Below are 13,616 nucleotides of genomic sequence, written 5' to 3' on the forward strand. Positions count from 1 at the left end.
CCGCAACTGTCGGTCACGATGCGGAGAGCCCTTCAAAAAGTAAATGTGAGGCCGGCCTTCTCCACGGTCCGCAAACACGCTGCGGCGTGCCATTGTCGCGTCGATGACACAGCGCAGCGACTCGGAAGCCCGCCGGGACCGGCCGGCCACCTTCACCGCCTTCGGCCTCGCCGCGGAGGCGGAGCGGCCGGCGCCCGGCCTCTACGTCGTCGCGACACCCATCGGCAATTTGCGCGACGTCTCGTTCCGCGCGCTGGCGACGCTCGCTGCCGCCGACGCGGTGCTGGCCGAAGACACCCGCGTCACCCGCACGCTGCTGATGCATTACGGGATCACCACACCGCTCCTCTCCTATCACGAGCACTCGAACGAGGCGGTGCGCGAGCGGATGGTGCTGCGGCTTCAGGCCGGTGAGACCTTGGCTTTGGTCTCGGATGCGGGAACGCCCCTCGTCTCGGATCCAGGCTTCAAGCTGGTGCAGGCCGCGATCGCCGCGGGCATTCCCGTGACGCCGATCCCCGGTCCGTCGGCGGTCATGACCGCCATCGTCGCCGCCGGCCTGCCGACCGACCGCTTCTTCTTCGAAGGGTTCCTGCCGCAGAAATCCGGGGCGCGCCGCAGCCGTCTGGAGGCATTGGCGCCGATCCCCGGCACTCTGGTGGTGTTCGAATCCCCCCATCGCCTTCCGGAAATGCTGGCGGATGCCGCCGACGTGCTCGGCCCGGACCGTCAAGCGGCCGTCGCCCGCGAATTGACGAAGCTCTACGAGACCATCCGCCGCGACAGCCTGGGGGGCCTCGCCCGCGCCTTCGCCGAGGAAGGACCGCCCAAGGGTGAGGTCGTGGTCGTGATCGGCGCCGAACCCGAGGACGCCAAGGCCCGCGAGGTCGATACCGGCCTCGACGCGCGAATCGAGGCAGCCCTCGCCCGTCACTCGATCAAGGACGCCGCTGCCCTGGTCGCGGACGAGACCGGACAGCCCAAGCGGGTCGTCTATGCCCGCGCCCTGGCCCTGGCCCGACGCAGCAATGACGAAGCTTCGTCCTGACACGATCCGCAATCGGCGCCGCGCCACCCATCGCCATGGCCTCTTCGCCGAGACATGGGCGCTCGTTGCCCTGATGGCGAAGGGCTACCGGCCGCTGGCCCGGCGCTACGCCGCAGCGGGCGGTGAGATCGACCTGATCGTCCGTCGCGGGCGGGTCATCGCCTTCGTCGAGGTGAAGGCTCGGCCCAGCTTCGAGATGGCGGCCATCGCCATCGATGCCCGCAAACGGGCGCGGATGTCGCGGGCGGCGCGTGCTTGGATCTCTCGCCATCCGACCGAGGCGGACATGACCCTGCGTGCCGACGCCGTGTTCGTGATGCCGAGGACATGGCCTCGACACCTGCCCAACGTCTTCGAACTCGAAAAATTGTGAGTGCGTGAATGCCCGTGACGGTGTCGGATCGACGGATCGGACGCATCCATCGATGAGTGGGTCACGATGGACCGAAGCTCTGTCCCGAAGTCGCTGATGACTTTCGGGAAAGATAGGGCCGCCGTCAGCCCTGGGCGCTGACGATCGCGGCGATCAAGGTACGCTTGAGATCCGCTTGGCTGAACGGCTTCTGCACAACCGGACGATCACGGAACGGCTCGCGGATCCCCGCGCCGCCATAGCCCGTCGAGAACACGATCGGCAGGTTCCGCTCGGCGATGGCTTCGGCAACCGGATAGATCGGCTCGCCCGCTACGTTCACATCGAGAATGGCGACCGTGTAGTCCTCCGCACGCGCCATCTCGAGGGCAGTCGCGAGGCGCGCGGCCGGTCCGACGATCTCGCAGCCGAAATCGAGGAGCATGTCCTCGAGCAGCATCGAGATGGCGGCCTCGTCCTCCACGACAAGCACGCGGGCGCCCGCCAGACGATCCTCGTTCGAATCCACAGTCACGCCGGGTCGTCTTCCTTCAGATCCGTTATCGTCGCGGCACGGCCTCGGCCGGTCCGGTCGCATCCCGGATTGTTACCGAGGTGACTTCGCCCGCTGACGGACCCGGCCCCCTCCGGATCCTGCCCCGGTCCTGGGAGGGGTCGCTTGGAAAGCCAGGCGTGTCAAGCACCGCGACGGGCCCGGTATGCTATCGTGACCGCCGCAATGTTATTCAGAGATACATTTCGTCCGACCTGTTGCTCACGGGTCGGCACGGGGGCGCGAATTCCGTCCCGACCTGGCTTCACCCGGCGAGGGCTGGCCCGCCTTGCCGGATCGGCCGCCGCCGCTGGATTCCTGCCTCGCGGCGCGTCCGGAGCGACCTCGAAATCGCTGGTCGTCGGTTCGAAGAGCGACACCGAGGGCACTCTGCTCGGCAACGTGATCGCCACGATTCTGGAAGGACTTGGCTTCCGGGTCGAGAGACGCCTCGGGCTCGGGCCGACGCTGATCGTACGATCTGCCCTGATCGGCGGCGAGCTCGATCTCTATCCGGAATATACTGGCAACGTCGCGTTCTTCGCCGGCACGGAAACCGATCCGGGTTGGAAGGACGGTGAGAGCGCCTTTGAGATGGCGCGGCGGCTGGATGCGGCGGAGGGCCTCAGCTGGCTCGCCCGAGCTCGGGCCGACAACACATGGTGCATTGCCGTCAACGGCGCGCTCGCCCGATCAGAAGGCCTTGCAGCCATGACGGATTTCGCGCGCGCCGTGCGGGCCGATCGCATCCGGCTCGCTGCTTCGACGGAATTCGTCGAAAGTCCCGCCGCGCTTCCAGCCTTCGAGGCGGCCTATGATTTTCACCTGCCGATCACCCGCATCGTCAGCCTGCCCGGAGGCGATACGGCCGTCACCGCTCGGGCGGCAGCCGAGGGGATCAGCGGAATCAATGCCGGAATGGTCTACGGCACCGACGGAGCAATCTCCGCCCTCGACCTCACCGTGATGAGTGACCCTCAGCGTGCGCAGATCGTGTACGAGCCGGCACCGGTGATCCGCGCGCGCGTCCTCGATGCGTATCCGGAGATCCGTGCAGCTCTCGACCCGGTTTTCGAAGCGCTCGATGCCGCGACCTTGCGCCGCCTCAACGGGGCGATCACGGTGGAGGGACGTCAGGCCGAAGAGGTCGCCGCCTCATGGCTCGCCGAGCGCATGGGCGCCCGTTGATGATCATTGCTGCCGAATCGTGGGGGCGGCTTTTTTTCAAAAACTCATTTTCCGTCGCGGCAGCGCTCGCCCTGCCGTTCATCCTCTGGCGACTGCCTCTGCTGCATCTCGCCCCGAACCGACTCGTCAGCGGCGAAGCCATTTCCTCCACGACGGCATTGGGCGCAGGGCTCTGGCCGTTGCTCATCCTCGTGGCCCTCGGTCCGGGTCTGGCGGTGTCAGGCCGGGGGCGCATTGCCGGCTTTCTCGCCCTCGTCACCTGCGCGGGAGCTTTCGCCCTCCTGCTGGCGGCACTCGGGAGCGGGGCGCACGATCTGCTGGCCGGTCAGCCGCCGGCGGCACGGGCTCGCCTGGCCGCAGGCGCGTGGCTTACCGGGTTCGGCCTGTGCTTCGGAATGCTGCAAGGTGCTCGCGCGATCCGTATCCCGGCGCCCTGTTGGCTGGTCGCGGCCTGTATCGCACTCGTCATCGTGTCCCTCGGTGCATCCGGCCTCCTGGATGCCCTGTCCCTCACGGTGGAACTCAGAGGAAGGCGGGACGGCCTGACCCAGGCGATCCTCGACCATCTCGCATTGACGGGGGGCGCGTTGGTCTTGGCCTCTCTCGTCGTCGCGGCGCTCGGTTCCTGGCGGCGCGGACGCGCGGTCGTCGATCTGCTCGTGAGCGGACTCCAAGTCGTTCCGGCTGTCGCGCTGCTCGGTGGTCTGGTCGCCGCAGCATCGGCGCTGCTGGCCATGCTGCCGGCTCTTCGCGGGCTGGGCCTGTCGGCTCTCGGATCCGGTCCAGCCCTCATCGGCATTGCCGCCTATCTTCTTCTGCCGCTCTGGCGGGGATTGCAGGGTGCCTTGCGAGCGCCCGATCCGGCGATGCTCGACGCCGCCCGCGCCATCGGTCTGACACCCCGCCAGATCTTCGTCGATCTGCGTTTGCCGCTCGGTGCCCCCATCCTGATCGGCGGTCTGCGCGTGGCGGCGGTGCAGGCCTTGGGTCTCGCGACACTGGCACCGCTGGTCGGAGCAGGCGGGCTCGGTCGGCTCGTCTTCGACGGCATGGCCCAGTTCGCCCCCGATCTGATCGTGCTCGGCGCCGTCCCCGTTGTGGGGCTCTCGCTCGCCACCGAATCCGGTCTGAGCACCGTCGAGGCGGCTTTGCGCCGACGCTGGTCATCATGATCGCGGTGTTCCGACCGGCGCTCGCGCCGCTGCTCTTGGGCTTCGCTCTTGCAGCGGCGAGCCATCCCGCCTTGGTCCGCCTGCTCACGCGCGGTGGAGCACGCCCGCTGGCGGCGGAACGCCTCCTCGATCTCGCTTTGAATCACCTGATGCTGGCCGGCACCGGCTTCCTCGTCGTCGCCCTGCTCGGCCTCGGTCTCGGTATCGCCGCCACCCGTCCGGCTTTTGCCTCCCTGCGCCCGGCCATCGACACGCTCGCGGCCTTCGCTCAGGCCGTCCCGCCGGTCGTGGTGGTGGCACTGGCGCTCCCGATCCTCGGCTTCGGCGGCCCCCCGACACTCTTGGCGTTGCTGGCCTACGGCATCATGCCGGTCTTGCGCGGGATCGTCGGCGCGATCGAAACCGTCCCGGCCGAGGCCCGCTCGGCGGCCGAGGCCATCGGCTTCAAGGAGATCCAGATTCTCCTCGGAGTCGAACTGCCGCTGGCTGTCCCTGGCATCTTCGAGACGCTGAGGACCGCCTTCATCCTGTCCGTCTCCGTCGCAGCGGTGGGAGCCCTTGCCGGCGCCCCGACCCTCGGCACGCCCATCGTCGCCGGTCTTCAAAACCAGAATCTCGCCGCGATGCTTCAAGGCACGCTGGCGACGGCCGCCCTCGCCTTCCTCGGTGATGGCCTGCTGCAGGTCGTCGGCGGCCGGATCGAGCGACGCTGATCGACCTATCGATCGAGGAATTCGACCTTCGCCCCCTTCACGGTGCGGCTGGCGAGGTCGCGGGCATCCCAATTCGTCAGCCGAATGCAGCCATGCGATTCCGTCTTACCGATCTTCTCCGGCTCCGGCGTGCCATGGATGCCGTAGGATTCGATCGAGAGATCGATCCAAACGAGACCGACAGGATTGTTCGGGCCTGGATGGATCGAGAACTTTCGGTTCGTCTTGACGCCCTTGAAGCGATATTTCGGATTGTAGGTGTACCATGGGTCGAAGGCGACGGCCTTCACCTTGGCGGTGCCGTCCGGCGCGGGTTTCTCGGAGCTGCCGATCGAAGCAGGGTAATCGGCCGTGAGGGTGCCATCCTCACCGAAGGCCCGAACCCGCTTCGTCTCCTTATCGACCTCGATGCGTGACACCTTGGGCGCCAACGGTACGCCCTCGACCTTGCCCGAACCGGTGGGCGGCACGGCCGCGACGATCAAGGTACCGCCGGCTTTGTCCAGAGGAACGCCCGGATTGAGCGCCGAGAGCAGATCCCGCTGCATATGGAAGCGTTCGGCCAGCATCTCGCGGTTATTGGTGTAGCGCATCGGACCGATATCGGCCTGCTCCTCCATTTTCGCCGGCATCTTTTCGACGAAGGGCCCGTTCACATCGGCGTCCGTGATCGCGTAATCGGTGACGACCGGGTCCTGGCTCGTGGCCTGGAGCCGATCGAACACGGCACGGGTCACCTTTCCTTCGGCGGGGAGCCCTTGGGCGGAGGCGTAGGCCTTGAGTGCGCCACGCAGATTCTCGCCGTCGCGTCCATCGATGGCACCGGGGGAGAAGCGGGCACGGTCGAGCAGCACCTGCACCTTCACCAGCAGAGGATCCGGACGTTTCGTGTCCGGCTCGGCTTTCATGTTCGAACGGTCGGCCTTGCCCTTTGTCCGCCCTTTCGGGGCACCGTCCTTGGTCGCGTCTTCCGCTTCGCGGAAGGTGGCGTTGTTGATCGAATCCTTGGTCAACGTGGGCGCTTCGGAGCTGGATTCAGCCGTTGCCGGAGCAGCGAAGCTCACGCCTGAGAGGGTGAATCCGAGGACGAGCGCCGCGGGGACGCTCCGCATCCATGTCCACGCCATCGCCCGTCCGCTCTCCCACTGCCAATGGCAGAGGAAATGACGGGAAAGCGCTGCCGTTCCCGCGGCGAAGCGACCGCTATTGGCAGAGGCGATGGCCGGCGTTGCGCTCGCGCTCGTCGAGGTGGAGGTGGTTGCCGTGGGCGGCATCGCTCCCTGGTCCGAGCACCGTGCGGAAGAACTCGCACGCGCTGGCGCGCACCGTCGCGAGGAAGGTGGCCTCCGGACTCCCCTCCGCCGCGGCCGTCACTTTGATCGCCGGGCGTTTGGCGAAACCGTACCCCATCACGTCGATGGCATTGGCGAAGCTGTGCTCGCTCAGCTTGGCGTCGCTGTCATGGTTCTGGCCACGGCAGACATAGGTTCCGCCCAGAGACAGGCTTGCAAGCCGATCGTCGAATTCCTTGCGCGCGGACGCTTGTACTTCCGTCGTCCAACGGGCCAAAGCTTCCGCCGCCCGGCAGGTCAGGATCGCGGCCGGTTCCAGCGCGACGCCGTCGGCCAGGGCCGTCACGTTGAGCGGCCGCGGAGCGCTGCACTGGCCGTTGCCGAGCGGCGCCACGGATTCGAACCGCGCCCCGAGCCGTTCCAGCCGGCGCAGGCAGGCGGCATCGTCGGGCGCCGCGACCTTCAACGCCAGAGCCGCCTCGCCCGATAGTTCCGGCGGTCGCGCAGGCGGCAGCGGCGCTTCGGGTAAAGCGGTGGGATTGGTCGTGTCAGGGCTTTGCCCCCTCGGGGCATCGCTGCCGGTCTTTCCCTCGGGAGGTTTCACGGCTTCCTTGCCGGTGACGAACTCCGGCGGCCGCTCCGGCGGGAGGGGTGTGACCTGGGGCTCCGGGGGAAGGAGATCGTTCGGGCGCTGGGGCGGCTCCGGCGGCGGAAGCGGGACGGTTGCGACCGGCGGCTTAACCGGGTCGGCCAGAGCCGAACCGAGACAAGGGGTCAGACCCAGCAGGCAGGCGACGATGACAGGCTTCATGCCTCGGACCTTCCCGAACGCTTCCGCGACGGATGGCGGACCGGCCTCGTGATCCTATCCTGACGGCGTCCCGACTAGGACGCTGCGGCCACGCCCTTCGGCAATCGTGCGGCGAAGGGTAACGCGCCCTCGTCCGGACGCCCTTTTGCCTGTGTCCGATCGGGGCCCTATCCTGGCGAAGGTTCCGACGCCCACGACGCTCTGCGTGATCGAGTGGCGTTTGGCCGATCGAAAGGCGTTCCGGCGCCGATATCGAAGGGTTTTCCTGCATGACCGTCGACACTGTCCCCGACTTGAACGCCGCCTCCGCCGCGACGGAGGCGAATCCGTTCGCTGCGGGGGACTGGGCGACGCCGTTCGGCCTGCCGCCATTCGAATCGATCCGACCCGAGCATTATGTGCCGGCCTTTGCCGAGGCCCTGAAGGCGCACGAGACCGAGATCGCGCAGATCGCCGGAAACGCGGAAGCGCCGGACTTCGAGAACACGGTCGCAGCCTTGGAACGCGCCGGCCAAGCGCTGGATCGGGTGGCGAGCGTGTTCTTCAACCTCACCGGCAGCACCACGAGCCCGGAACTGCAGGCGATCGAGCGGGCGGTGGCGCCGCAGCTTGCCCGGCATTCGAGCGCGATCACCTTGAACCCGCAGCTTTGGGCCCGCCTCTCGGCGATCGATCCGGAGGCCGAGGGCCTCAATGCCGAACAGCAACGCGTCCTCGACCGTACGCTCACCCGCTTCCGCCGCGCCGGTGCCGATCTCGCGCCCGAGGCCAAGACCCGCATCGCCGAGATCGCGACCCGGCTCGCCGAACTTGGCACCCAGTTCGGGCAGAACCTACTCGCCGACGAGAACGGCTTCATCCTGCCGCTCGACGGTGAGGAGGATCTGGCCGGTCTGCCGCCCTTCCTGCGCGATGCCACCGCGGCGGCGGCGGCGGAACGGGGCGGGACGCACGGCCACGTCGTCACGCTCTCGCGCTCGCTGATCGAGCCGTTCCTCGTCTTCTCCACCCGTCGCGATCTTCGGGCGCGCGCCTACGAAGCCTGGACCCGCCGCGGGGAGAACGGGGGCGAGACCGACAATCGCCGTCTCATCGCCGAGATCGTCGCCCTCCGGGCCGAGCGCGCACGTCTGCTTGGTTACGACAGCTTCGCCCATTTCCGTCTGGACGACACGATGGCGGCTTCGCCCGACGCCGCCATGGCGTTGCTGCGCGACGTCTGGGCGCCGGCCCTTCGCCGGGCGGCCGAGGAACGCGAGCGTTTGCAGGCGCTGGTACGGGCGGAGGGGCAGGATTTCGCCCTCGAAGCCCATGATTGGCGGCACTATGCCGAGAAGCTGCGCCGGGCCGAGCACGACCTCGACGAAGCCGAGATCAAGCCGTACCTGCCGCTGGAGGGTGTGATCCAGGCGGCCTTCGACACCGCCTCACGGCTGTTCGGGCTGCGTTTCGAGGAAGTCGCTGACGTCCCGCGCTACCATCCGGACGTGCGGGCCTGGCAAGTCCAGGATGCGGATGGCGCCGAGATCGGGTTGTTTCTCGGTGACTACTTCGCCCGCTCGTCCAAGCGGTCGGGAGCCTGGATGAGCGCCTTCCGTTCGCAGGAGCGTTTGAACGGCGACATCAAGCCGATCATCGTCAACGTGATGAACTTCGCGCGCGCACCGCGGGGTGAGCCGACGCTGCTTTCCTTCGACGACGCCCGTACCCTCTTCCACGAATTCGGCCATGGGCTGCATGGCCTGTTGTCCGACGTCACCTACCCGCTCTTGTCCGGTACGGCGGTCTCCCGCGATTTCGTCGAACTGCCCTCGCAGCTCTACGAGCACTGGCTGGAGCAGCCGGAAGTGCTGCGCCAGCATGCGCGCCACTATCGGACCGGCGAGCCGATGCCGGAGGCTTTGCTGAAGCGTCTGCTCGCGGCACGCACCTTCAACCAGGGTTTCGCGACGGTCGAGTACACGGCCTCGGCCATCGTCGACATGACGCTGCACCTGTCGGCGGCCGGCGAGGACGGGCTCGACGTGCCGGCGTTCGAGGCGGACGCGCTCAAGCGCATCGCCATGCCGACCGAGATTGCCATGCGCCATCGCTCGCCGCATTTCGCGCATATCTTCTCCGGCGACGGCTACGCGGCCGGCTATTACAGCTACCTCTGGTCGGAGGTGCTCGATGCCGATGCCTTCGATGCGTTCCGCGAAGCCGGCGACATCTTCCACCCCGAAACGGCGCAACGCCTGCGCCGCTTCGTCTACGGCGCGGGAAACCTGCGCGATGCGCGCGAAGCCTACACCGCTTTCCGCGGTCGTCTGCCGAGCATCGAGCCCCTGCTGAAGAAGCGGGGATTGGCGGCTTGAGGCGCGAGTTGGAAGAAGGGCGCCGGCGACCGGAATAAGCGTTCCGGTAAAGGGTCAGGCGGCGTCCCGGACGCCGCCGCGCATCGCCAGATCGATCGGCCCCTCGATGATCGGCAGCGGCTTGGCCTGCCGGTTGGTCTTCTGCTCATAATGCGCCCGTAGGAGCTTGGTCCGATCGAGAAGATGAGCCTCGATCCGCCCGTTCGTCCGGTCAACGATGCGGGTCGTCGCGTCGAGGACGGTGGTCAGCACGCCGACGGTTGCGCGCATCGTCTTGGCGGCAGCGCCGCTGATCCTTTTGAAAATGCTCATGGTCATCCGCTGGAGATCGGGTGGTGACCAGAAGATAGGGCGCGCTGTCGAACGGCAGCCGCGGCTGAACGTGGCATCGCACCGTTGGAACTGACGGAACGCCGCAAACTTGTCTTCGATTTCTGTGAGTGCCGGGGTCGATGGCTGTGCACTGTGCTGCCGAAATCTTCGGCGAGCTCATCGTGGTCTGATCATCTGTGCCTTCTTGATTGGCACAAAAGACGATCGCCGCTCTGCAACAGTCGCGTGCCGATACACACATGCCGTTTGCGCAACAACAACGGCGTAGCGCGAAGTTTGTGCTGTTTCCGCGGGTCCGTGCCGCCGGACCAGACCATTCGTCCGGCGGCACATTGGTCTTCAGCAGATGTCGTCGATGGCCTAGAACAGCCCGTCGATCTGCCCATTGGCGTCGAGACGAATGCTGTCCGCCGCCGGAACCTTGGGAAGACCCGGCATGGTCATGATCTCACCGCAGATCACGACGACGAAGCCGGCACCAGCCGAGAGACGGACGTCGCGCACCGAGACCAAGTGTCCCGACGGCGCTCCCATCAGGGTTGGGTCCGTCGAGAACGAGTACTGGGTCTTGGCCATGCAGATCGGCAGGTGACCGTAGCCGTCCTTCTCGAAACCGGCGAGTTTGCTCGCCGCCTTCGATTCGATCTGGATATCGGCCGCGCCGTAGAGTTTCGTCGCGATCGCCTTGATCTTATCGGTGAGCTTGGTGTCGGTCTCGTAGGCGAAGGTGAGCGGCTTCTGCTCGCCCTCGGCCAGCTTCACGACCGCCTGCGCGAGATCCTCGGCACCGGCGCCGCCATCCGCCCAGTGCTTGCAGGTGATGGCCTCGACCTGCAGGCGTTCGCGGCACAGCTCCTTCAGCTTGGTGTGCTCGGCATCGGTGTCCTGGAAGAAGTGATTCACACCCACAACCACCGGCAGGCCGAAGCTCCGCACGTTCGTCACGTGGCGCTCCAGATTGGCGAAGCCCTTCTCCAGCGCCTCGAGGTTCTCGCCGGCGAGATCCTTCTTGTTGACGCCGCCATGCATCTTGAGCGCGCGGATGGTGGCGACGATGACCACCGCCGAAGGCTTCAAGCCGGTCTGCCGGCATTTGATGTCCAAGAACTTCTCCGCTCCGAGATCGGCCCCGAAGCCGGCTTCGGTCACGACATAATCGGCGAGGCGCAGACCGGTCTGCGTCGCGATCACCGAGTTGCAGCCATGGGCGATGTTGGCGAAGGGGCCGCCATGGATGAGGGCCGGATTGCCTTCGAGCGTCTGCACGAGGTTCGGCTGCAAGGCATCCTTGAGCAGAACCGTCATGGCGCCGGTGGCCTTCACCTGTGCCAGCGTCACCGGTTTGCGGTCGCGGGTCTCGGCGATGACGATGCGGCCGAGACGCTCCTCCAGATCGGCGAGATCTTTGGCGAGGCAGAACACCGCCATCACCTCAGAGGCCACGGTGATGTCGAACCCGTCCTCGCGCGGGAAGCCGTTGGCGACGCCACCGAGCGACTGGGTGATGGCGCGCAGGGCCCGGTCATTCATGTCGACCACGCGGCGCCAATGGATCCGGCGCACGTCGATGTTGAGCTCGTTCGCCCAGTAGATGTGATTGTCGATGAGCGCCGCGGCGAGGGAGTGCGCCGAGGTGATGGCATGGAAGTCGCCGGTGAAGTGCAGGTTGATCTGCTCCATCGGCACGACCTGCGCCTTGCCGCCGCCGGCCGCACCGCCCTTCATGCCGAAGCAGGGACCGAGGGACGGCTCGCGCAGGCAGGCGACGGTGCGCTTGCCGATGCGGTTGAGCCCGTCGGACAGACCGACGGTCGTGGTGGTCTTGCCCTCGCCCGCGGGCGTGGGCGAGATCGCGGTGACGAGGACGAGCTTGCCCTCGGACTTGCCGTCCAGCGACTTGATGAAGTCGTGGTCGATCTTGGCGATGTGCTTACCGTAATTGTGCAGCGCCTCGTCCGGGATGCCGATCTTGCGGGCGACCTCGGCGATAGGCTTCAAAGTCGCCGCGCGGGCGATCTCGATATCAGAGGGCATTTCTCTCACCGTCGTTTCTTAGGGTGTGGCGCATGCCGAAGCACGGTCCGAGCGGGCGAACCTTGCAGCCACGATAAACCGATCATCGCATTTTGTGCGAAGCCGAAGGGAAATGCCTCTCGGATTTTTTTGAGAAACCCCAGCAACTTTCTTCAGAGGATGAGGAGCGGCCTCACGCGGCGGCGCGGATCGCGCGATCGAGCCGCTCCACGAGCGTCGAGATATCGTCCGCCCCAATGTTGAGCGGTGGCGAGAGGGCCAGAGTATCGCCGGAGACGCGCACGACGAGGTCGTGATCGTGAAAGGCCCGCTCTAGCACGGCGAAGCCACGGGCACCCGGCCCAGCGGGGTCAGGCGCGAGGTCGATGCCCGCAGCGAGCCCGACCGTGCGAATGTCCAGCACGTTCGGCGCGCCGCGCAGCCGCATCACGGCCTCGGCGAAGACCGGCTCCATGGCCTGGGCGCGCTCGAACAATCCCTCGTCGCGGTACAGATCGAGGGCCGCCAGACCGGCCGCGCAGGCCAGCGGATGTCCGGAATAGGTGTAGCCGTGAAACAGCTCGATGGCCTGTTCCGGGCCCCGCGTCAGCTGCTCGTGAATGGATGAAGCGACGATCACGCCGCCGAGGGGCACCGCCCCGGAGGTGACCCCCTTGGCGAAGCAGATCATGTCCGGGGTGACGCCGTACCGCTCGGCCGCGAAGGCGTATCCGAGGCGCCCGAAACCGGTGATGACCTCGTCGAAGATCAACAGCAGACCATGTCGATCGCAGATGTCGCGAAGGCGTCTAAGGTAGCCCATCGGCGGCGGCAGCACGCCGGTGGAACCCGCCATCGGTTCGACGATGACGGCTGCAATCGTCGCGGCGTCGTGGAGCGCGACGATCCGCTCGAGCTCGTCGGCGAGATGCGCCCCCCATTCGGGCTCGCCGATCGTGAAGGCCTGCCGCGCCCGGTCGTAGGTGTGGGGCAGGTGATCGATACCGGACAGGCCATGGCCGAACACCCTGCGATTGTTCGGCAGGCCGCCAACCGAAATGCCGCCGAAGCCCACGCCGTGATATCCGCGCTCGCGGCCGACGAAACGGGTCCGTCCGCCCTCGCCACGGGCATGGCGGTAGGCCAAGGCGATCTTGAGCGCGGTGTCGACCGCCTCGGATCCCGAATTGCAGAAGAAGACGTGGTCGAGGCCGGGCGGCGCGAGCGCCGCGACCCGGGCGGCCAGGGAGAAGGCCGGCCCGTGACCGAACTGGAAGGGCGGCGCGTAATCCAGTCGTCCCGCCTGCTCGCGGATCGCCGCAACGATGGGCCCGCGATTGTGACCGGCATTGCAGCACCAGAGGCCGGCGATGCCATCGAGCAGGATCCGCCCCGCATCGTCCCGGTAATGAAGGCCCTCGGCGCTCGCGATCAGCCGCGGCGCCCGCTTGAACGCTCGATTGGCCGTGAACGGCATCCACCAAGCGTCGAGATCATTGCGCGGAGAGCCGTCCACGGTCTCAGCCCGTCATGGCCGTCGCCGTATAACCGGCTTTGGTCAGCGCCTGCGCCACATCGAGACTCTGCGCCCGGGTGAAGGTCGTGACGCGCCCTTGGGCGACGTCCAAGGCGACTTCGGCCTCGGGATCGAGCCGCTGAATCGTCCGGCGCACGGCATTGGCGCAGCCCTCGCAGGTCATGCCTTCGACCCGCATCGTCAGTTCGATCGGCGTATCGTCCATTGCGGTCTCCTTCGAGACCGTTCATGTCGCCCCCCATCACGC

13 protein-coding genes are annotated in these 13,616 nt (G+C 66.9%); 6 read left to right on the plus strand and 7 right to left on the minus strand.

Annotation, left to right across the window (positions count from 1 at the left end; translation table 11 throughout):
* The first annotated feature begins 103 nt into the window (after positions 1–103).
* The gene (gene rsmI / locus OWC43_RS20930) at positions 104–1,048 is read left to right on the plus strand and encodes a 16S rRNA (cytidine(1402)-2'-O)-methyltransferase (protein ID WP_393958159.1); all 945 of its coding nucleotides are present in this window, start codon (positions 104–106) and stop codon (positions 1,046–1,048) included.
* On the plus strand, positions 1,029–1,421 hold the full coding sequence (locus tag OWC43_RS20935) for a YraN family protein (protein WP_393958160.1): 393 nt from the start codon (positions 1,029–1,031) through the stop codon (positions 1,419–1,421). Before rsmI ends, OWC43_RS20935 begins: the two co-directional genes overlap by 20 nt.
* Before the next feature lie 124 nt (positions 1,422–1,545).
* Here the strand turns inward: OWC43_RS20935 and OWC43_RS20940 are convergent, their stop codons facing one another.
* On the minus strand, positions 1,546–1,935 hold the full coding sequence (locus OWC43_RS20940) for a response regulator (RefSeq protein WP_137829934.1): 390 nt from the start codon (positions 1,933–1,935) through the stop codon (positions 1,546–1,548).
* Positions 1,936–2,124: 189 nt separating this feature from the next.
* Between OWC43_RS20940 and OWC43_RS20945 the strand changes: the two genes are divergently transcribed.
* The 3 genes from OWC43_RS20945 to OWC43_RS20955 are packed head-to-tail and all read left to right on the plus strand — an operon-like array spanning position 2,125 to position 5,026.
* Positions 2,125–3,141, plus strand: a complete 1,017-nt coding sequence (locus OWC43_RS20945; RefSeq protein WP_393958611.1) for a glycine betaine ABC transporter substrate-binding protein — start codon at positions 2,125–2,127, stop codon at positions 3,139–3,141.
* Positions 3,141–4,313 carry an ABC transporter permease gene (locus tag OWC43_RS20950; RefSeq protein WP_393958161.1) on the plus strand — a complete coding sequence of 391 codons (1,173 nt, stop codon included), beginning with the start codon at positions 3,141–3,143 and terminating at the stop codon, positions 4,311–4,313. The genes OWC43_RS20945 and OWC43_RS20950 overlap by 1 nt, the downstream gene beginning before the upstream one ends.
* Positions 4,310–5,026, plus strand: a complete 717-nt coding sequence (locus OWC43_RS20955; RefSeq protein WP_393958162.1) for an ABC transporter permease subunit — start codon at positions 4,310–4,312, stop codon at positions 5,024–5,026. Before OWC43_RS20950 ends, OWC43_RS20955 begins: the two co-directional genes overlap by 4 nt.
* Before the next feature lie 5 nt (positions 5,027–5,031).
* Here OWC43_RS20955 and OWC43_RS20960 read toward each other — a convergent pair whose 3' ends face one another.
* Both OWC43_RS20960 and OWC43_RS20965 read right to left on the minus strand, forming a co-directional pair.
* Positions 5,032–6,138 (minus strand): L,D-transpeptidase family protein, encoded by a 1,107-nt coding sequence (locus tag OWC43_RS20960; protein ID WP_393958163.1) that lies wholly within the window; start codon positions 6,136–6,138, stop codon positions 5,032–5,034.
* A 91-nt stretch (positions 6,139–6,229) separates the two neighbouring features.
* Entirely contained in the window at positions 6,230–7,129 is a 900-nt protein-coding gene (locus OWC43_RS20965) for an extensin family protein (protein ID WP_393958164.1), read from the minus strand.
* Positions 7,130–7,398: 269 nt separating this feature from the next.
* Here OWC43_RS20965 and OWC43_RS20970 point away from each other — a divergent pair, with 269 nt between their 5' ends.
* A complete protein-coding gene (locus tag OWC43_RS20970; RefSeq protein WP_393958165.1) occupies positions 7,399–9,486 on the plus strand; it encodes a M3 family metallopeptidase in 2,088 nt (695 codons plus the stop codon).
* Positions 9,487–9,540: 54 nt separating this feature from the next.
* Here the strand turns inward: OWC43_RS20970 and OWC43_RS20975 are convergent, their stop codons facing one another.
* The 4 genes from OWC43_RS20975 to OWC43_RS20990 all read right to left on the minus strand — a co-directional run bounded on the left by OWC43_RS20975 (position 9,541) and on the right by OWC43_RS20990 (position 13,574).
* Entirely contained in the window at positions 9,541–9,798 is a 258-nt protein-coding gene (locus OWC43_RS20975; protein WP_393958166.1) for a hypothetical protein, read from the minus strand.
* 381 nt (positions 9,799–10,179) lie between these two features.
* Complete coding sequence (locus OWC43_RS20980; protein ID WP_393958167.1) at positions 10,180–11,853, minus strand: formate--tetrahydrofolate ligase; 1,674 nt, start codon at positions 11,851–11,853, stop codon at positions 10,180–10,182.
* 172 nt (positions 11,854–12,025) lie between these two features.
* Complete coding sequence (locus tag OWC43_RS20985; RefSeq protein WP_393958612.1) at positions 12,026–13,309, minus strand: aspartate aminotransferase family protein; 1,284 nt, start codon at positions 13,307–13,309, stop codon at positions 12,026–12,028.
* A gap of 43 nt (positions 13,310–13,352) precedes the next feature.
* Entirely contained in the window at positions 13,353–13,574 is a 222-nt protein-coding gene (locus OWC43_RS20990) for a heavy-metal-associated domain-containing protein (RefSeq protein WP_393958168.1), read from the minus strand.
* Between the last annotated feature and the right edge of the window lie 42 nt (positions 13,575–13,616).

Source organism: Methylorubrum sp. POS3 (assembly GCF_043352485.1).
Lineage (GTDB): Bacteria > Pseudomonadota > Alphaproteobacteria > Rhizobiales > Beijerinckiaceae > Methylobacterium > Methylobacterium suomiense.